Raw genomic sequence first — 17624 nt, 5'->3', positions numbered from 1 at the left:
ATGAATGCGTTTCCGTCATGATGCGTCCAGCTTTAGCATGGATTTCCCGCCGCGACGGAAGAACCTGGCAAGACATGACCGGAGCATCTCGCCCCGACATGACCGTGGATTCCGAGGCAGGCTTGCCTCGCATGAGCCCCGGGGCGGGCCGCTACCATCAGGCTCGCGCCTCGTCGTCCGGCGCCCGCAGGCGATAGCCGACACCGGTCTCGGTCAGGAGGATGCGCGGACGCTCAGGGTCGGTCTCCAGCTTGAGGCGAAGCTGGCGCACATAGACCCGCAGGTATTGCGGGTCGGACGAGGTCGAGACCTCTTTCATGAGCTGGGCATGAGTCAGCGCCTTGCCGGCGTGCTGGATCAGCACCCGCAGAAAGTCGTACTCACGCGGGGTGAGTTTCACCTCGGCGCCGCGCACGCGAACGCGGCGTCGCACGAGGTCGACGCTGAGGCCATCGACCTCGAACAGCGCGCGCTCGCCCTGCACCGCCAACTGGTGGCGCAGGGCCGCGCGGATGCGGGCCAGGAGTTCGCCCATGCCGAAGGGCTTGGTGACGTAGTCGTCGGCACCGAGGTCCAGGGCCTCCACCTTGCCCGCCTCGTCGTCGCGGCTCGACAGGACCACGACCGGCAGGTCGCGATGGGCCGCGCGGACACGGCGCAGCAGGTCGTGACCCGGCATGTCGGGCAACCCGAGGTCGAGGATGACGAGGTCGACGCTCTCCCGGGACAGGACGGCGAGGGCCGTGAGCGCGTTCGGCGCCTCGAGGACCTCGTAGCCCTGCGTGGCGAGCCCCACGCGGAGCAGCTTACGGATCGGCGGCTCGTCGTCGATGACGAGGATGCTCAAGGTCATGCGACGACATCCGCGTGTGCGCGTCCCACGGGGGGAATGGGCAGGAGGATGGTGAAGACGGCGCCGAGGCGGTCCCGACGGTTGGCCGCCGTGAGGCTGCCGCCCATGGCCTCGACGAAACCGCGGGCGATGGCAAGGCCGAGACCCGTCCCGGCGCGGACGCTGTCCGACTTGCGCACGCGGTAGAACTTGTCGAACACCCGCTCGACATCGGCCTCGGGCAGGCCGTCGCCCTCGTCGAGGATCTGGATCCGGACCCGCCCGCGCTCGGCCGCGGCGCTGACGGTCACCGTCGACCCTTCCGGCGCGTATTTGGCGGCGTTGTCGAGGAGGTTGACCAGCACCTGCTCGAACAGGACCGGATCGAGGCGCAGGGCCGGCAAGGCCGGCGGCAGCGCAAGGACGACGCGATGCGCGTCGAGGATCGGACCCAGCCGGCGCAATGCCGTGTCGACGCCCTCGCCGACATCCTGCGGGGTGAGGCTCGCGGCGACGGCCCCGGCCTCCAGACGGGTCATGTCGAGGAGGTTGACGATGAAGCGGTTCAGCCGCTCCGATTCCGCGATGACGGTCGCCAGCAGGTCGGCCTTGGCCGCGCCCGCCAAGGCCCCGTCGAGGTCGCGCAGCGTGGTCGCCGCCCCGAGCACGGAGGAGAGCGGCGTGCGCAGGTCGTGGGAGATCGAGGTGAGAAGGGCCTGGCGCAGCCGGTCGGTCTCCGCGGCGCGCTCGGCCCGGTCGAGATCCTCCACCAGGCGGACCCGCTCGATGGCCAGCGCCGCCATGTCGGCGAGCGCGTCGAACAGGCGTCGGCTCTCCGGCGAGAGGATCGGCCCGGTACCGTCGGCGTCGAGACCGATCACGCCGACGAGGCCCCGGCCCGTCCGCATGGGCAGGAACAGGCGCTTGCCCCCCGGGAGCGTATCGGCGCCCCGGCCGGCCGGCCGCTCGTGGTCGAACGCCCAGGTCGCGGCGCCGAGATCGGCCGCGTCCAGCATATCCTCGGGCGGGAAGCCGGCCTTGACCGAGATCGACCCGTTCTCGGGCAGCAGCAGGACCACCCGGACCCGCAGCATGGCGGCGATCTGGGCCGAGGTCGCCCAGAGCACGTCGTCGAGGGTGGCGCAGCCGGCGAGCGTGCGGCTGAACCCGTAGAGGCGCTCGGTGGCACGTGCCCGGCCATGCGAGACCACGGCCTCGCGGCGTGAGCGGGAGGCCAGGTTCGAGACGGCCACGGCCACCACCGTGAAGAGCAGGAACGCGGCGATGTTGGTCGGGTCCGCGATGGTCAGCGTGTAGACCGGCGGCAGGAAGAAGAAGTTGTAGGCGAGCGACGCGGCGACGACGGCGAGCAGCGAAGGCCCGAGTCCGAAGCGCACCGCGACCGCGACGATGGCCGTCAGCAGGATGAGGTCGGCGTTCTCGACCCCGAGATAGGGTTCGACCAGCAGTGCGAGCCCGAGGGCGGCGCCCGTGCCGAGGAGTCCGAGGGCATAGGGCAGGATCTCGACCTGGCGCGTCTCGACCGCCGTGGCGACCGTCTTCGCCGGGACCGGATCGGCCTTCGCGGCCTCTCCGGCGATGACATGGATGCTGATGTTGCCCGAGCGCCGGACGATGTCGTGCACGACCGAGCCGTTGAGGAGTTCGAACAGCGCGGACCGGTCGGCCTTGCCGAGGATGATGTGGTTCACGTTCGTGGAGCGGGCGAAGGCAAGGATGTCGTCGGCGATGCGCCGCCCGCCCGGGATGGTCACGGCGTCGCCCCCGAGGCGGTCGGCGAGGCGAAGCGTGTCGGCGATGCGGTCCCGGGCGGCTTCGTCGAGGGAGAGGCTGCGCGGCCCCTCCACGGTCAGCGCGGTCCAGGGCGCGTGCAGGCGGTCGGCGAGGCGCTTGGCATGGCGCACGAGGCCGGCGGAGCGCGGATCCTCGCTGACGCAGACCAGCACGCGTTCGCCGGCCCCCCACGGGCCCGCGATGGCGTGGGCCCGCATGTGGCTCAGGAGTTCGTCGTCGACCCGGTCGGCCGTCCGGCGGAGCGCCAGCTCCCGGAGCGCCGTGAGGTTGCCCCGCGAAAAGTAGTGCCTGAGCGCGCGCTCGGCATTGCCCCTCACGTAGACCTTGCCGGCCTTGAGCCGCTCGATCAGGTCGTCGGGATTGAGGTCCACGACCTCGATGTCGTCCGCCCGGTCGAGGATGCCGTCCGGCACGGTCTCGCGCACCCGGATGCGGGTGATCTGCGCGACGACGTCGTTGAGGCTCTCGACATGCTGGATGTTGAGCGTGGTGTAGACGTCGATGCCGGCCTCGAGCAACTCCTCGACGTCCTGGAAGCGCTTCGGATGGCGCGAGCCCGGCGCGTTGGTGTGGGCGAGTTCGTCCACCAGCGCGAGCCCCGGCCTGCGCGCGAGGATCGCGTCGAGGTCCATCTCCCGCAGGACCGTGCCGTGATACGGCACCGGGCGACGCGCCACGGTCTCGAAGCCCTCCGCGAGGGCTTCGGTCTCGGCGCGCCCATGCGTCTCCACCACGCCCACGACGACATCCGCGCCGGCCTTCAGCCGAGCCTGCCCGACCGTGAGCATCTCGTAGGTCTTGCCGACGCCGGGCGCCGCCCCGAGGAAGATCTTGAGATGGCCGCGATGGCCCTCTTCCCGGCGGGCGGCCGCGAGCAGCGCGTCGGGCGAGGGACGGTCCGGATCGCGTTGGCGCGTCGACATGGGCTGGCCTGTCATGCGGCGTGTCTACTGCGACCCCGCCTCGTCGAGGGCGAGGTTGAGGGCGAGCACGTTGACCCGGGGCTCGCCGAGGATGCCGAGAAGGCGACCCCGGGTCTGACCCTCTACCAGGGCGCGCACCCGATCCTCGGACAGGTTGCGCGCCTTGGCGACGCGGGGCACCTGGAACAGGGCGGCCTCCGGCGAGACGTCCGGGTCGAGACCCGAGCCGCTCGTGGTGACGAGGTCGACCGGCACGGGCTCGCCCGGGTTCTCGGCCCGGCGCGACGCGAGGTCGGCCTTCACGCGCTCCGCCAGGGCGGCGCTGGTCGGCCCGAGGTTGGAGCCCGAGGAATTCGCCGCGTTGTAGGGCGACGGGACGGTCTTGGTGGCGTCCGCCGGGTCGACTGCGCTCGTGGCGGACGGGCGGCCCTGGAAGTAACGCTCGCGCGTGAACGATTGTCCGATCAGGCTCGAGCCGACGACCTTGCCGTCGCGCTCGATCAGGCTGCCGGCCGCCTGGGCGGGAAAGACCGCGCCCGCGATGCCGGTCATCGCGAGGGGATAGGCGAGGCCCGTGAGCGCCGCCAGGGCGATCAGCAGGACGAGGGCGGGGCGGAGCGGGTTCGACATGGGCGTTGACCTGATGTGGTGGTTCGACGGGGCTCAGACGAGGTGCAGGGCCGTGATGGCGAGGTCGATGGCCTTGATGCCGACGAAGGGCACCAGGATGCCGCCGAGGCCGTAGATCAGCAGGTTGCGCCGCAGCAGCGCGCCCGCCCCGACCGCCCGGTAGGTCACGCCGCGAAGCGCCAGCGGAATCAGCGCCACGATGATGAGCGCGTTGAAGATGATGGCCGACAGGATCGCGCTCTCGGGCGAGGCGAGTCGCATGACGTTGAGGGTCTGGAGCTGCGGGTAGAGCACCAGGAACATCGCCGGGATGATCGCGAAATATTTGGCCACGTCGTTGGCGATGGAGAACGTGGTCAGGGCCCCGCGGGTCATGAGGAGCTGCTTGCCGATCCCGACGATCTCGATGAGCTTGGTCGGATCGGAGTCGAGGTCGACCATGTTGCCGGCCTCGCGCGCCGCCACCGTGCCGGTGTTCATGGCAACACCCACATCGGCCTGGGCGAGCGCCGGGGCGTCGTTGGTGCCATCGCCGCACATGGCCACGAGCTTGCCCTGGGCCTGCTCCTTGCGGATGAGGGCGAGCTTGTCCTCCGGCGTGGCCTGCGCCAGGAAGTCGTCGACGCCGGCCTCGGCCGCGATGGCCGCGGCGGTCATGGGGTTGTCGCCGGTGATCATCACCGTGCGGATGCCCATCCGGCGGAGTTCGGCGAAGCGCTCGCGGATGCCGCCCTTCACGATGTCCTTGAGGTAGACGACGCCGAGGAGCTGTCCGTCGCGGGCGACCGCCAGGGGCGTGCCCCCGGCCTTCGCGATGTCCTCGGCGATGGCCTGGATCTCGGCGATGGCCTGGATCTCGCGCGCGGTCTCGGAGGCGGTGCCGGGACTGTAGGCCAGGGCCGCGCCGGAGCCGCGCGTGGCCATCGGCCGCCGGCTCACGGACGCGATGATGGAATCCACCGCCCCCTTGCGGATGGCGGATCCGTCGCGGTCGACGCCGCTCATCCGGGTCTGCGCGGTGAAGGGCACGAAGGTGGCGTTGAGGCTCGCCATGTCCCGGGCCCGGATGCCGTACCTGTCCTTGGCCAGCACCACGATGGAGCGGCCCTCGGGCGTCTCGTCGGCCAGCGATGCCAACTGGGCGGCGTCGGCCAGGTCCTGCTCGGAGACGCCCCGCACGGGGCGGAATTCGGTGGCCTGGCGGTTGCCCAGGGTGATCGTGCCGGTCTTGTCGAGGAGGAGGGTATCGACGTCGCCGGCCGCCTCGACCGCGCGGCCCGACATGGCCAGCACGTTGAAGCGCACGAGGCGGTCCATGCCGGCGATGCCGATCGCCGACAGGAGCGCGCCGATGGTGGTCGGGATGAGGGTCACGAACAGGGCCGCCAGCACGATGAGCGGGATCGACCCGCCGGCGTAGTTCGCGAAGCTCGGGATCGAGGCGACCGCGAAGACGAAGACGATGGTCAGGCCCGCGAGCAGGATGTTGAGGGCGATCTCGTTCGGGGTCTTCTGCCGGGAGGCACCCTCGACCAGGGCGATCATGCGGTCGACGAAGGTCGAGCCGGCGGCCGCCGTGATCCGCACCCGGATCTCATCGGAGAGCACCTGCGTTCCGCCGGTCACCGCCGACCGGTCCCCGCCGGATTCCCGGATCACGGGGGCGGACTCGCCCGTGATGGCCGCTTCGTTGACCGACGCGACGCCGAGGATGACCTCGCCATCGGAAGGGATCAGGTCGCCCGCCTCGACCAGCACGACGTCGCCGACCTTGAGGGCGGTGCCCGGGATAGTCTCGTAGTCGCGGCCGGAGCCCGTGAGGCGTTTGGCCTGCATCTCGGTGCGCGTGCGGCGCAGGCTGTCGGCCTGGGCCTTGCCGCGCCCCTCGGCCAGGGCCTCCGCGAAGTTGGCGAAGATCAGGGTGAACCAGAGCCACAGGATGATCTGGCCCGAGAAGGCCAGGCCGCTCGCGCCGACGACGAGGTCGCGGACGAACAGCACGGTGGTGAGCGCGGCCACGACCTCGACCACGAACATGACCGGGTTCCGGATCATGGCGCGCGGGTCGAGCTTCCTGACGGAGCCGAGGAGGGCCGGCCCGACGAGGGCGGCGCTGAACAGGGATGACGGGGAACGGGACATGATGCGGTGTCCGGAAGGAGAGGTTCGGAACCCGGCGCGGGCCGCCGGGCCGGGCGTTCGGTTCGGCCGCGCCGTCAGGGCGCGACGGCGCGGCCGATCGGGGAGGCCGCGGGGCATCTCAGCCCCCCGCCGCGAAGGTCTGCCCGAGGCCGCCGGCGAGGTGCTCGACGATGGGTCCGAGCGCCAGCGCCGGGAAGAAGGTCAGGCCGCCCACGATCAGGATCACGCCCACCAGCAGGCCGACGAACAGGCCGCCATGGGTCGGGAAGGTCCCGGCCGAGGCCGGCACGGTCTTCTTGGCCGCCAGCGATCCCGCGATGGCGAGCGCCGGGACGATCACGAAGAATCGCCCGAACAGCATCCCGAGGCCCAGTGTCGTGTTGTAGAAGGACGTGTTCGCCGTCAGCCCACCGAAGGCCGAGCCGTTGTTGGCCGCCGCCGAGGTGAAGGCGTAGAGGATTTCCGAGAAGCCGTGCGGTCCGGCGTTGGCGGGCCCCGCGAGGCCGGCCGCCACGACGGTGGCGAGCGCCGTGAAGCCCAGCATCATCAGGGGCAGGCACAGGATGGCGAGCATCGCCATCTTGACCTCGCGCCCCTCGATCTTCTTGCCGAGGTATTCCGGGGTGCGCCCGACCATCAGGCCGGCCACGAAGATCGTCACGATGACGAAGACGAGGATGCCGTAGAGGCCCGCGCCCACGCCGCCGACGATGATCTCGCCGAGCTGCATGTTGATCATCGGGATCATGCCGCCCAGCGCCGTGAAGCTGTCGTGCATGGCGTTGACCGCGCCGCAGGAGGCGGCCGTGGTCACCGCCGCGAACAGAGCCGAGGCCACGATGCCGAAGCGGACCTCCTTGCCCTCCATGTTTCCGCCGGTCAGGCCGAGCCCGTCGAGCACGGGGCTTCCGGCGCTCTCGGCCCAATAGACCACCGCGGTGCCGGCGAGGAACAGCACGCCCATGGCGGCCAGGATCGCCCAGCCCTGGCGCTCGTCGCCGACCATGCGGCCGAAGACGTTGGTCATCGCCGCGCCGATGGCGAAGATCGAGACCATCTGAACGAAGTTCGAGAGGGCGGTCGGGTTCTCGAAGGGATGGGCGGCGTTGGCGTTGAAGAAGCCGCCGCCGTTGGTGCCCAGCATCTTGATCGCGACCTGGCTCGCGACCGGGCCGACCGCGAGGGTTTGCGTGGCGCCTTCCAGCGTGGTCGCCTCGACGGCGCCACCGAGCGTCTGGGGGATGCCCTGCGAGACCAGGAACAGCGTGTAGACGGTGCAGAGAGGCAGCAGCACGTAGAGGGTGGTGCGGGTCAGATCGACCCAGAACGAGCCCACCGTTTTGGCCGAGGCCCGTGAGAAGCCGCGCACCAGCGCGACGGCCACGGCGATGCCGGTGGCGGCCGAGAGGAAGTTCTGGTGGGTCAGCCCCAGCATCTGGGTGAGGTACGACATCGTCGTCTCGCCACCGTAGGATTGCCAGTTGGTGTTGGTGACGAAGCTGGCCGACGTGTCGAAGGCGAGGTCCGGCGCGACCGCGGACTGCCCGTCCGGGTTGAACGGCAGGACCGCCTGGAAACGCAACAGTCCGTACAGGGCCAGGAAGCCGAGGACATGGAAGGTCAGAAGGGCCAGGGCGTAGGCCAGCCAGGATTGTTCCTGGCCGCCGTGGATGCCGGCGACGCGGTAGAGCCCGCGCTCGACGGGCGCCAGCACGGGCGAGAGGAATGTACGCTCCCCCGTGTACACGCGGGTCATGTAGCCCCCGAGAGGGCGTGCGAGCGCGACGATGACCGCGCAGAACAGCGCGATCTGGAACCAGCCGTTGAGGGTCATGGGAAGCGTTCCTTCAGAACCGCTCGGGGCGGACGAGGGCGTAGGTGAGGTAGCCGAGCAGCCCGAGGGTCACGAGGGCGCCGAGGGTAAGATCGAGTGTCATGGCGAGCGGTCTCAGAGGCGTTCGCAGAGGACAGCGTAGCCGGCGGCCAGGCCGAAGAAGGCGAGGCCCGCGGCGAGGAAGACGAGGTCGGGCATGGGGCGGTCCGTTTCGGTTCGGCGGGCCGGTGCCGTGACCGGCCGCGCTCGTGACCCGATGTGGCCCGGAACCGCATTAGGGTTCGAGAGGGACGCGAGGACGATCTTATAAGGATCGCATGAGGATCGGCGGGTCACGCCCGGCCCCGAGGTCCCGACTTGTGCGGGGGGTACAGGCCTTCACCGTCACGCCGAACGCGACGCGGGATTCCTGTCGCGCCGTCATCCGGGGGGCCTCGCCCATCCTGATCACGGTCGGGTCGGCGGCGAGCTTCTGGTCGGACGAGTTCTTGGCGTAGGCGGTCCGAAGCTGGGCCGGGCGGCAAGAGCGTTGGCAAGAGCGTTGGTATGAATCCGACGCCTAACCCCACGCATAGGTCGGGCCGTTACCGCCGCGCAGGGCCCGCCCCCTCGACATGTCGCCCGTGGCCGCCTCCGCCGTTCACGAACGGCCCCGTCAGGTCAGCGAATTCGACAGGCGCGTGTGCGGCGAAGGATTGGCGCAGGACGGTGCCTGCGGGAGCGCCTTGGCTTCGGACAGCCGGAACTGCACATCCGACGTGAAGGTCTTCTTGAGGAAGACCATGACGGCCCGGACCCGGGGCGCGAATTGCAGGTCCGCGTGGACGTTCAGCCAGAGTTCCCGCGTCGTGAATGCGACGTCGTGCAGGACCGGGACAAGGTCGTCACGCGCCGTCACCGCGAAGCTCGGCAGGAGAACGAGGCCGAAGCCTCCGAGTGCGGCGCTCTTCTGCGCGATCATGCTGTTGGACCGGAACACCATCTGGGGTTCCTCGAGGAGGTCGTCCAGCCATCGCACGCAGTCGACCTGAACGAGATCGTCAACATACGAGACGAAGTGGTGCTGTTTCAGCGACCGCAGGTCGACGGGGCATCCCTGCCGCGCGAGGTAGCCCGGCGCCGCGTACAGTCCAAGCCGGAACGCTCCGATCTGCTCCGAGATCAACCCTTTTCCGGGCGGCTTGAAGAAGCTGAGGAAGAGGTCGGCTTCACGGCGGTTGACGTAGACCGTCTGGGCCGAGGTCACGAGATCGACCATCAGGTCGGGGTGACGCTCGCGCAGGCCCCAGAGGCGCTCGGCGAGGTACAGGGAGGCGATCCCCTCCATGGTGGCGAGCCGGACGCGGCCCCCGATGCGGCCGTTCCCGGGGGGATGCTCGTGCTGGAGGGAAATGACCGCGCTCTCGACCTGTTCGGCATGCTGGAGCAGGCGCTGTCCCACGTCGCTGAGGCGCAAACCCGACGGCAATCGTTCGAACAGCGCAAGGCCGAGGGCACTTTCCAGGCTCGCGAGTCGCCGGCTCACGGTCGATTGGTCGACCCTCAGGCGCTTGGCGGCGGCTGCGAGACTTCCGCCCCGAGCCGCTCCCAGAAAGACTTTGATGTCGTTCCAATCCAGGAGATCGAAGGTCTGCATGACCTGAAAGGCTGCAAGATACGCGCCAGACCCGGCTCGCGCTCGTCCCTCGACCCGTTCCTTCGGGACATCCTGCAAGTCGCCTTGCAGAAATGCCGGCTTTGCAGGCCGCGCCCGCGCCGTAACCTCGCCGTGGATAAGGGAAACCCCATGCTTCCACGGTTCAAGGCCGCCGCCGTTCACGCGTCACCCATCTTCCTCGATGCGGCCGCGACCACCGCCAAGGCGGTCGCCCTGATCGAAGAGGCCGCCAGGGCCGGCGCCGCGCTGATCGCCTTTCCCGAGACCTTCATCCCGGCCTTTCCGGTCTGGGCCGCGCTCTCGGCTCCGATCGACAACCACGACCTCTTCGCCCGCATGGCCGAGCAATCCGTCCTCGTCGACGGGCCGGAGGTGACGCGCATCCGACAGGCGGCACGGGCGGCGGGCCTCTTCGTGTCGATCGGCATCAGCGAGCGCTCGCCCGCCAGCGTGGGCTGCCTCTGGAATGGCAATCTCCTCATCGGCGAGGACGGCACGATCCTCAACCATCATCGCAAGCTGATGCCGACCTATTACGAGAAGCTCATCTGGGCCCCGGGCGACGGGGCCGGGCTGAAGGTGGTGGAGACGGGGATCGGCCGCATCGGCCAGCTCATCTGCGGCGAGAACACCAACCCGCTCGCGCGCTACGCCCTGATGGCGCAGGGCGAGCAGTTCCACATCTCGTCCTGGCCTCCGGTCTGGCCGACGCGCCGGCCGAAGGGCGGCGGCAACTACGACAACCTCGCCGCCAACCGCCTGCGCGCCAGCGCCCATTGCTTCGAGGCCAAGGTCTTCGGCCTCGTCACGGCGGGCGTGCTCGACCGGACCGCCTACGACTTCCTGGCGGCGCGCGATCCGGGTGCCGCCGAGGTGCTCGACGGAACGCCGCGCGCCGCCTCGTTCTTCGTCGATCCGACCGGCGCGCAGATCGGCGAGGCCCTCCAGGAGGAGGGAATCCTCTATGCGGAGATCGACCTCAACGCCTGCGTCGAGCCCAAGCAGTTCCACGACGTGGTCGGCTACTACAACCGCTTCGACGTCTTCGACCTCGCGGTGAACCGCCAGCGTCTCGCGCCCGCCCAGTTCCGCGACGGCCCGATGCCGGCCCCCGAACCGCTGCCGCCGGTGGCGACCGGCGCGTGACTTGCTCAGTCCCGAGGCACGTTCCCCGATCCCCACCGAGGCCCCGCATCCGCAGCCACACAGGAGAGACCCCTCATGCTTGATCGTCGCAAGCTCATCCTCGGAGGCGCGGCCGGCCTGATGCTGCCGGACCTGCGCGGGGCCTTCGCCCAGAGCCCCGCCCAGATCGGGACCTTCCCGGAAGGGGTCGGCGCCGACTCGGTCTTCATCGGCCTCAACATGCCGCTCACCGGGCTCTTCTCCGGCGACGGCAGCGACCTGAAGCTCGGCTACGAACTCGCGATCAGCCAGATCAACGCGGGCGGTGAGATCCCCGCCGCCTGGGGCCTCAAGGGCAAGGGCGTGCTCGGGCGCCAGATCCGCCACAAGATCGCCGACACGGAGGGCAAGCCCAACGTCGCGGTCCAGGCCGCGACCCAGTTCATCCAGCGCGACAAGGCGATCCTGTTCCAGGGCTCCGTCAGCAGCGCCGAGGCCATCGCTCTGGAAGAACTCGCGAGCCGCGACAAGGTCCTCTACATGGTCGGCATCGCCGGCTCGAACGACGTCACCGGCAAGAACTGCCAGCGCTACGGCTTCCGCTCGCAGCAGAACGCCTACATGGCCGCCAAGGCGCTGGCCCCCGTCGTCGCCAAGGCGCTCGGCAAGAAACTCAAGGCCGCCTTCCTCGTCCCCGACTACACCTACGGCCAGACGGTCTACGATTCCTTCGCCAAGTTCTCGAAGGAGCAGGGCTGGACGCAGGTCCTGAAGGAGACGGTGCCGCTGGGCACCGCCGATTACAGCTCGGCGCTGCTCAACATCGCCAACAGCGGTGCCGACGTCTTCGTCAACATCTGCTTCGGATCGGATGCGGTGGCCTCGACCAAGCAGGCCGAGCAGTTCGGCGTCCTCTCCAGCATGAAGCTCGTGGTGCCCAACCTGTCCTCGTTCCAGGACAAGGAGGTCGGGCCCGAACTGATGCAGGGCGTCTACGGCTCCTGCGACTTCTGGTGGACGCTGGAGGATCGCTTCCCCCTCGCCAAGAGCTTCGTCGCGGCGTTCCTGGCCCGGAACAAGTACCGCCCTCGCTGGGGCGCCCACATCGCCTACATGCAGACCTACCTCTGGGCGCTCTCGGTGGAACGGGCGGGCGGCTTCAACCCGGTCGACATCATCAAGGTGATGGAGGCCTCGAAGGCGCAGCCCTACGAGACCACCATCGGCCGGGTCTATTACCGCGCCGAGGACCACCAGATGGTCCGCCCGATCCCGATCCTGCGCGGCAAGGCGCCCTCGGCCATGAAGGGGCCGGAGGATTTCTACGAGGTCGTCGACCTTGTCGACGGCGAGAGCGTGATGAACCCGCCCGACCTGTTCGGGTGCAAGCTCGGCCCCTACACCTGAGGGAAGCCACCATGCCGAGCACCGCCGTCCTCCTCTCCCAGGCCTTCAACGGCCTCGCGCTGGGCAGCCTGCTGGCGCTCGTTTCCAGCGGGCTCACCATCATCCTGGGCACGCTCGGCGTGCTCAACTTCGCCCACGGCGCGCTGTTCGCGGTCGGCGCCTACACCGCCTTCGTGATGATGCAGGCGACGCATTCCTTCGTGCTCGCCCTCATCGGCGGCTGCGCCGTCATGCTCATCATCGGCTTCGCCATGGAGCGGCTCGTCATCCGCCACTTCTACGCCCGGCCGGACGAGGACCAGATCCTCGTCACCTACGGGATCGGCATGGTGCTGGTGGAGGCTTTGCGGGCTTGGTTCGGGGGCAACAGCCAGCGGGTGCCGGTGCCCTCCTGGGGCATGGGCGCGACGAAGCTCGGCTTCCTGGTCTACCCGACCTATCGCCTCCAGCTCATCGGCATCATCGCCGCGCTCCTCGTCGGACTCTACCTCGTGCTCTACCGGACCTCGGTGGGTCTCGTGGTGCGGGCCGGCATCGAGAATGCCGGCATGGTTGGCATCCTCGGCATCGACGTGCGCCGCACCTTCCTGTTCGTCTTCGCGGTGGGCATCGTCGCCGTGGGTCTGGCCGGCATGCTCTACGCCCCCGTGGTGGCGGTGACGCCCGACATGGGCGCGAGCTTCATGGTGCAGTCCTTCGTGGTGATCGTGCTGGGCGGCCTCGGCTCCTTTCCGGGCGCCATCGTGGGCGGCCTGATCGCGGGCGAGATCATCAGCCTGACGAGCGCCTTCGACTCCGCCTATTCGGAGGTGATGCTCTACGGCCTGATGGCCCTCGTCCTCGTGGCGCGGCCGCAGGGGCTGTTCGGCACGGAGGGCCGGGTCTGATGGTCCCCCGCCCCTTTCGCGCCGCCTGGCCCGAACTCGCCCTCCTCGTCGCGCTCATCGCCGCGCCCGTGCTGCTGCCGCCCCTTGGCTTCTCGCACGACCTCCTGTCGCGGGCGCTCAACTGGGCCCTGTTCGGGCTCGGCCTCGACATCCTGTTCGGCCTTGCCGGCCTGCTCTCCTTCGGGCAGGCGGCCTTCTACGGGGCCGGCGGCTTCGTCGCCGCCTGCCTGCTGGTCTCGGGGACGATCCAGAGCGTCTGGCTCGCCTTCCTGATCGGCACCCTGGCGGCCGGCCTGTTCGGCCTCGCGGTCGGCTGGCTCGCGGTCCGGCGCATCGGCATCTACTTCGCCATGATCACCCTGGCCTTCGGGCAGATGGCCTACTTCATCCAGAACTCGCCGCTCTCCGACTACACCGGAGGCGAGAACGGCATCGCGGGGGTTCCGGTGCCGGTGATCGGCTTCGGGGCGTGGGCCGTGCGGATCACCGCCGGGCTGCCCATGTACGCACTCCTCGCGGCGACCTTCTTCCTCGGCTTCGTGCTCGCCCGGCGCATCGTGCATTCGCCGGTCGGGCTGATCCTGAAGGCCGTCAAGGAGAACACTCCGCGCGTGGCCATGCTCGGCCACGACGTACCGGCCTACAAGCTCGCGGCCTTCACCATCGCGGCCCTCTACGCGGGTCTGGCCGGGGCGATGCTGGGCTCCTTCCAGAGCTACATGCCGCCCGATGCCTTCGCGCTCGAGACGTCCGGCCAGCTCGTGGTGCAGACCATCGTGGGCGGGGTCGGAACCCTGGTGGGGCCCCTCGTCGGCGCCGCGCTCTGGCTGTGGCTGCGCGACAATCTCCAGCTCATCCCCGGCTTCGGCTCCCTCTGGAAGCTGATCCTCGGCATGGCCTTCATCGGTCTGGTGATGGGCCTGCGGCGGGGGATCTGCGGGGAGATCCTGCACCGCTGGGGTCAGCGCCGCGAGGCTGCCCGCTTGGGCGCCGCCAAGGCCCGCACCGACGCGATCGAGGAGGCCATCGCCGCGGGAGGCGGCGTCGCGCCGGAAGTCCCGGCCGAGGTCGCGCTGCCCATGCCTCGGCCGGCCTTCGACGGCCGGACCGCCCACGCAGAGATCGCCCTGGAGGCGCAGGGGCTCGCCCGGCATTACGGGGGCCTCAAGGCCGTGGACGGCGTGAGCTTCCAGGTCCGTCGCGGCTCGATCCATGCGGTGATCGGCCCGAACGGCGCCGGCAAGAGCACGCTCTTCAAGATGCTCTCCGACGAGGTGAGCCCGAGCGCCGGATCGGTTCTGCTGTTCGGCGAGCGCCTCACGGGCGCCGGGGTGACGGAGGCGACGCAGCGCGGCGTCGCCAAGAGCAACCAGCTCAACCAGCTGTTCCTCGCTCTGACCGTGCGGGAGAACCTGCGGGTGGCGGCGCTGGCCCGGGCGCGCGGCCGCTTCCGCCTCGACCTTCTGGCGCCGGCCACGGGCCGCGCGGACGTGGAGGCCCAGGTCGAGACCCTGCTGGGCATCCTCGACCTCGGGACGCGGGCCGAGACGCGCGTCGGCGTGCTGGCCTACGGCGAGAAGCGCCGCCTCGAGATCGGCATGGCCCTGGCGACGAGCCCCAACGTCCTTCTCCTCGACGAGCCGCTCGCCGGCATGAGTCCCTCGGAGCGCGTCGCGACCTGTGCGCTCATCCGCAGGATCGGCCGCTCCTGCACCATCCTCCTCGTCGAGCATGACCTCGATGCCGTGTTCGATCTCGCCGAGCGCATCACCGTGCTGAGCGAGGGGCGCCTCCTCGCGGACGGCCCCGCCGAGGCGGTGCGCCGCGATCCGGCGGTGCAGAAAGCGTACCTCGGTGCGGCGCCGGATGAGGCGCTCGGCGAGACGACCGGGACCTGGGGAGCCGTGCATGAGCCTGCTTGAGGTCGAGGGTATCAACACCCTCTACGGAGACTCGCATGTCCTGTTCGACGTCTCCCTGCGCGTCGAGGAGAACGAGGTCGTGGCCCTGCTCGGCCGCAACGGCGCCGGCAAGACCACGACGCTGCGGACACTGATGGGCGCGCTCGCCCCGCGCAGCGGCACGATCCGCCTCGACGGCCAACCGATTCAGGGGCTGCCACCCGAGAAGATCGCGCGCGTCGGCATGCAGCTCGTCCCGGAGGAGCGCGCCGTCTTCGGCACCCTCACGGTGGAGGAGAACCTGCGTGTCGCCCGCCTCACCGCGCCGAAGGGCTGGTCCCTCGACCGGATCTGGGAGGTTTTCCCGCGTCTCAAGGAGCGCCGGGCGTCGCGGGGCCGGACCCTGTCGGGCGGCGAGCAGCAGATGCTGTCGATCGCGCGCGCCCTCATCCGCGATCCCCGGATCCTCCTCCTCGACGAACCGTTCGAGGGCTTGGCGCCGCTGATCGTGCAGGATCTGATCGCGCTCACGCGCCGCCTCGCGCAGGAAGGCCGCACCATCGTCGTCGTCGAGCAGAACGTGGCCGCGGTACTCGGTTTCGCCCAGCGGGTGTATGGTTTCAACAACGGACACGTCGTCTACGAAGGATCGGCGGCCGACCTTCGCGGCGATCCGGCGCCGATGCGCGCCTTCATGGGACTGGCCGCGTGACGGTCGCTGCCGCGTCCCCTACGATACCGCCCGGAGATTGAGCATGGCGCACGACCATGATCACGAAGATCACGATCACGACCATCACGCGCCGCACCACGCGAGCGAACTCTCCCCGATGGAGTTGCGCGTGCGCGCCCTGGAATCCGTGCTCGTGGAGAAAGGCTACGTCGACCCGGCCGCCCTCGATCGGCTGATCGAGACCTACGAGACGAAGGTCGGCCCGCACAACGGCGCCCGCGTGGTGGCGCGGGCCTGGGTCGATGCCGACTTCCGCGCGCGCCTGCTCGCGGACGCCACCCCGGCGATGCGCGAACTCGGCGTGGGTGGACGCGGCGGCGAGCACATGGTCGTCGTGGCCAACACGCAAGAGGAACACAACCTCGTCGTCTGCACCCTATGCTCCTGCTACCCGTGGCCGGTGCTCGGCCTGCCGCCGGTCTGGTACAAGTCGCCGCCCTATCGCTCGCGCGCCGTGATCGAGCCCCGCGCGGTGCTGGCCGAGTTCGGCGTGACGCTCCCCGCCGATCAGCGCATCCGGGTCTGGGATTCCACCGCCGAGCTTCGCTACATGGTGCTGCCGATGCGGCCCGCCGGGACGGAAGCCCTCGACGAGGCGGCGCTGGCCGCCCTCGTCACCCGGGATTCGATGATCGGCACCGGCCTGCCGCGCGCACCGGGCCCAAGCGCATGAACGGGGGGCAGGATCTCGGCGGCATGCACGGCTTCGGTCCCGTCGCGCCGGAGGCGGACGAGCCGCGCTTCCATGCGGCCTGGGAGAAGCGCGTCTTCGGCCTCGCGATGGCGATGGGCCTCTCCGGCACCTGGAACCTCGATGCGAGCCGGTCGGCCCGCGAGGCGCTGCCGCCGGGCGAGTACCTCACCTCCAGCTACTACGCGATCTGGCTCAAGGCGCTGGAAAGCCAGGTCCAGGCCCACGGCCTCGTCACGCCCGAGGAGCTGGCCACCGGCAGGGGCTTCGTCCCGGCCGCTCCGGTCAAGCGGGTGCTCCGGGGGGAGGAGGTGGACCCGCTCTTCGCACGGGGCTTTCCGAGCGATCGGCCCGTGCCCGACCCGGCGCGCTTCACGGTGGGCGACCGCGTTCGCGCCCGGATCGTCAATCCGGTCGGACACACGCGTCTGCCGCGCTACGTGCGGGGCCGGACCGGCAGGATCGAGGCGGTGCATGGCGGCTTTGTCTTTCCCGACACGAACGCGCAGTTCGCCGGCGAGGCGCCGCAATGGCTCTACACCGTCCGGTTCGCTGCCCGCGACCTCTGGGGCGACCAGGCGGAGGCGGGCCACGCCGTCTCAGTGAACGCGTTTGAGAGCTACCTGGAGCCTGCCGAACCGGAATCCGCCGCATGAGCGACGATCGGATCCCCCTGGACGGCCCGGCCGATCCGGTCTTCGCCAAGCCCTGGGAGGCGCAGGCCTTCGCCCTCGTGGTGACGCTCCACGACGGCGGCCTGTTCAGCTGGAGCCAATGGGCCGAGGCGCTGGGCGCACAGACGCGCCAGACCGGGCGGGCGGCGGACTACGCCGCCTGGCTCGCGACCCTCGAAGGCCTGCTCGCGGCGCGCGGGATCGTGGCGCCCGAACGCCTCGCCGAGCGCCGGGCCGCCTTTGCGCGGGCCGCCGCCGCTACCCCGCACGGAGAGCCGATCCGTCTCGCCAACGATCCCCTCGCCAATGATCCCTCCACCAACGTCCGTCTGGGATGAGTCTCGGGGCCACCGCGATTGCGAGGCCGTTCTCC

Annotated in this window: 15 protein-coding genes; 8 read left to right on the top strand and 7 right to left on the bottom strand. The window is 70.0% G+C overall.

Annotation, left to right across the window (positions count from 1 at the left end):
• Positions 1 to 157: 157 nt before the first annotated feature.
• From MKK54_RS04030 to MKK54_RS04000, 7 genes are all read right to left on the bottom strand, one after another.
• Positions 158 to 853, bottom strand: a complete 696-nt coding sequence (locus tag MKK54_RS04030; RefSeq protein WP_244009301.1) for a response regulator transcription factor — start codon at positions 851 to 853, stop codon at positions 158 to 160.
• Positions 850 to 3570, bottom strand: coding sequence for a sensor histidine kinase (locus MKK54_RS04025; RefSeq protein ID WP_244009299.1), 2721 nt, complete (start codon positions 3568 to 3570; stop codon positions 850 to 852). Before MKK54_RS04025 ends, MKK54_RS04030 begins: the two co-directional genes overlap by 4 nt.
• Before the next feature lie 24 nt (positions 3571 to 3594).
• Entirely contained in the window at positions 3595 to 4200 is a 606-nt protein-coding gene (locus MKK54_RS04020) for a K(+)-transporting ATPase subunit C (protein WP_244009298.1), read from the bottom strand.
• Between the two features lie 33 nt (positions 4201 to 4233).
• Entirely contained in the window at positions 4234 to 6342 is a 2109-nt protein-coding gene (gene kdpB / locus MKK54_RS04015; RefSeq protein WP_244009297.1) for a potassium-transporting ATPase subunit KdpB, read from the bottom strand.
• Positions 6343 to 6460: 118 nt separating this feature from the next.
• On the bottom strand, positions 6461 to 8176 hold the full coding sequence (gene kdpA, locus MKK54_RS04010; RefSeq protein WP_244009296.1) for a potassium-transporting ATPase subunit KdpA: 1716 nt from the start codon (positions 8174 to 8176) through the stop codon (positions 6461 to 6463).
• 13 nt (positions 8177 to 8189) lie between these two features.
• Positions 8190 to 8279, bottom strand: a complete 90-nt coding sequence (locus tag MKK54_RS04005) for a K(+)-transporting ATPase subunit F (protein ID WP_036267122.1) — start codon at positions 8277 to 8279, stop codon at positions 8190 to 8192.
• Between the two features lie 552 nt (positions 8280 to 8831).
• Complete coding sequence (locus MKK54_RS04000) at positions 8832 to 9995, bottom strand: LysR family transcriptional regulator (RefSeq protein ID WP_409564123.1); 1164 nt, start codon at positions 9993 to 9995, stop codon at positions 8832 to 8834.
• Here MKK54_RS04000 and MKK54_RS03995 point away from each other — a divergent pair.
• The 8 genes from MKK54_RS03995 to MKK54_RS03960 all read left to right on the top strand — a co-directional run bounded on the left by MKK54_RS03995 (position 9963) and on the right by MKK54_RS03960 (position 17589).
• A complete protein-coding gene (locus MKK54_RS03995) occupies positions 9963 to 10979 on the top strand; it encodes a carbon-nitrogen hydrolase family protein (RefSeq protein WP_244009295.1) in 1017 nt (338 codons plus the stop codon). The genes MKK54_RS04000 and MKK54_RS03995 overlap by 33 nt on opposite strands.
• A 75-nt stretch (positions 10980 to 11054) precedes the next feature.
• Entirely contained in the window at positions 11055 to 12365 is a 1311-nt protein-coding gene (locus tag MKK54_RS03990; protein WP_244009294.1) for a substrate-binding protein, read from the top strand.
• Between the two features lie 11 nt (positions 12366 to 12376).
• Positions 12377 to 13252: a branched-chain amino acid ABC transporter permease gene (locus MKK54_RS03985; RefSeq protein ID WP_244009292.1), complete on the top strand. Its 876-nt coding sequence runs from the start codon at positions 12377 to 12379 to the stop codon at positions 13250 to 13252.
• Positions 13252 to 15174 carry an ABC transporter permease subunit gene (locus MKK54_RS03980; RefSeq protein ID WP_244009290.1) on the top strand — a complete coding sequence of 641 codons (1923 nt, stop codon included), beginning with the start codon at positions 13252 to 13254 and terminating at the stop codon, positions 15172 to 15174. Before MKK54_RS03985 ends, MKK54_RS03980 begins: the two co-directional genes overlap by 1 nt.
• Positions 15161 to 15865, top strand: coding sequence for an ABC transporter ATP-binding protein (locus MKK54_RS03975; protein WP_244009288.1), 705 nt, complete (start codon positions 15161 to 15163; stop codon positions 15863 to 15865). The genes MKK54_RS03980 and MKK54_RS03975 overlap by 14 nt, the downstream gene beginning before the upstream one ends.
• A 43-nt stretch (positions 15866 to 15908) precedes the next feature.
• Positions 15909 to 16559, top strand: coding sequence for a nitrile hydratase subunit alpha (gene nthA / locus MKK54_RS03970; protein ID WP_244009286.1), 651 nt, complete (start codon positions 15909 to 15911; stop codon positions 16557 to 16559).
• A complete protein-coding gene (gene nthB / locus MKK54_RS03965; RefSeq protein ID WP_244009284.1) occupies positions 16556 to 17233 on the top strand; it encodes a nitrile hydratase subunit beta in 678 nt (225 codons plus the stop codon). Before nthA ends, nthB begins: the two co-directional genes overlap by 4 nt.
• Positions 17230 to 17589 carry a nitrile hydratase accessory protein gene (locus MKK54_RS03960; protein ID WP_244009282.1) on the top strand — a complete coding sequence of 120 codons (360 nt, stop codon included), beginning with the start codon at positions 17230 to 17232 and terminating at the stop codon, positions 17587 to 17589. Before nthB ends, MKK54_RS03960 begins: the two co-directional genes overlap by 4 nt.
• Positions 17590 to 17624 lie beyond the last annotated feature (35 nt).

The sequence above is a fragment of the Methylobacterium sp. J-068 genome (assembly GCF_022829445.1).
Lineage (GTDB): Bacteria > Pseudomonadota > Alphaproteobacteria > Rhizobiales > Beijerinckiaceae > Methylobacterium.
Note: the sequence above shows the minus strand (reverse complement) of the source record. Positions and strands in the feature narration are given on the sequence as shown.

Coding starts and splice junctions, on each gene's coding strand:
- MKK54_RS04030 (WP_244009301.1), bottom strand. CDS start 853: ATGACCTTGAGCATCCTCGTCATCGACGACGAGCCGCCGATCCGTAAG.
- MKK54_RS04025 (WP_244009299.1), bottom strand. CDS start 3,570: ATGTCGACGCGCCAACGCGATCCGGACCGTCCCTCGCCCGACGCGCTG.
- MKK54_RS04020 (WP_244009298.1), bottom strand. CDS start 4,200: ATGTCGAACCCGCTCCGCCCCGCCCTCGTCCTGCTGATCGCCCTGGCG.
- kdpB (WP_244009297.1), bottom strand. CDS start 6,342: ATGTCCCGTTCCCCGTCATCCCTGTTCAGCGCCGCCCTCGTCGGGCCG.
- kdpA (WP_244009296.1), bottom strand. CDS start 8,176: ATGACCCTCAACGGCTGGTTCCAGATCGCGCTGTTCTGCGCGGTCATC.
- MKK54_RS04005 (WP_036267122.1), bottom strand. CDS start 8,279: ATGACACTCGATCTTACCCTCGGCGCCCTCGTGACCCTCGGGCTGCTC.
- MKK54_RS03995 (WP_244009295.1), top strand. CDS start 9,963: ATGCTTCCACGGTTCAAGGCCGCCGCCGTTCACGCGTCACCCATCTTC.
- MKK54_RS03990 (WP_244009294.1), top strand. CDS start 11,055: ATGCTTGATCGTCGCAAGCTCATCCTCGGAGGCGCGGCCGGCCTGATG.
- MKK54_RS03985 (WP_244009292.1), top strand. CDS start 12,377: ATGCCGAGCACCGCCGTCCTCCTCTCCCAGGCCTTCAACGGCCTCGCG.
- MKK54_RS03980 (WP_244009290.1), top strand. CDS start 13,252: ATGGTCCCCCGCCCCTTTCGCGCCGCCTGGCCCGAACTCGCCCTCCTC.
- MKK54_RS03975 (WP_244009288.1), top strand. CDS start 15,161: ATGAGCCTGCTTGAGGTCGAGGGTATCAACACCCTCTACGGAGACTCG.
- nthA (WP_244009286.1), top strand. CDS start 15,909: ATGGCGCACGACCATGATCACGAAGATCACGATCACGACCATCACGCG.
- nthB (WP_244009284.1), top strand. CDS start 16,556: ATGAACGGGGGGCAGGATCTCGGCGGCATGCACGGCTTCGGTCCCGTC.
- MKK54_RS03960 (WP_244009282.1), top strand. CDS start 17,230: ATGAGCGACGATCGGATCCCCCTGGACGGCCCGGCCGATCCGGTCTTC.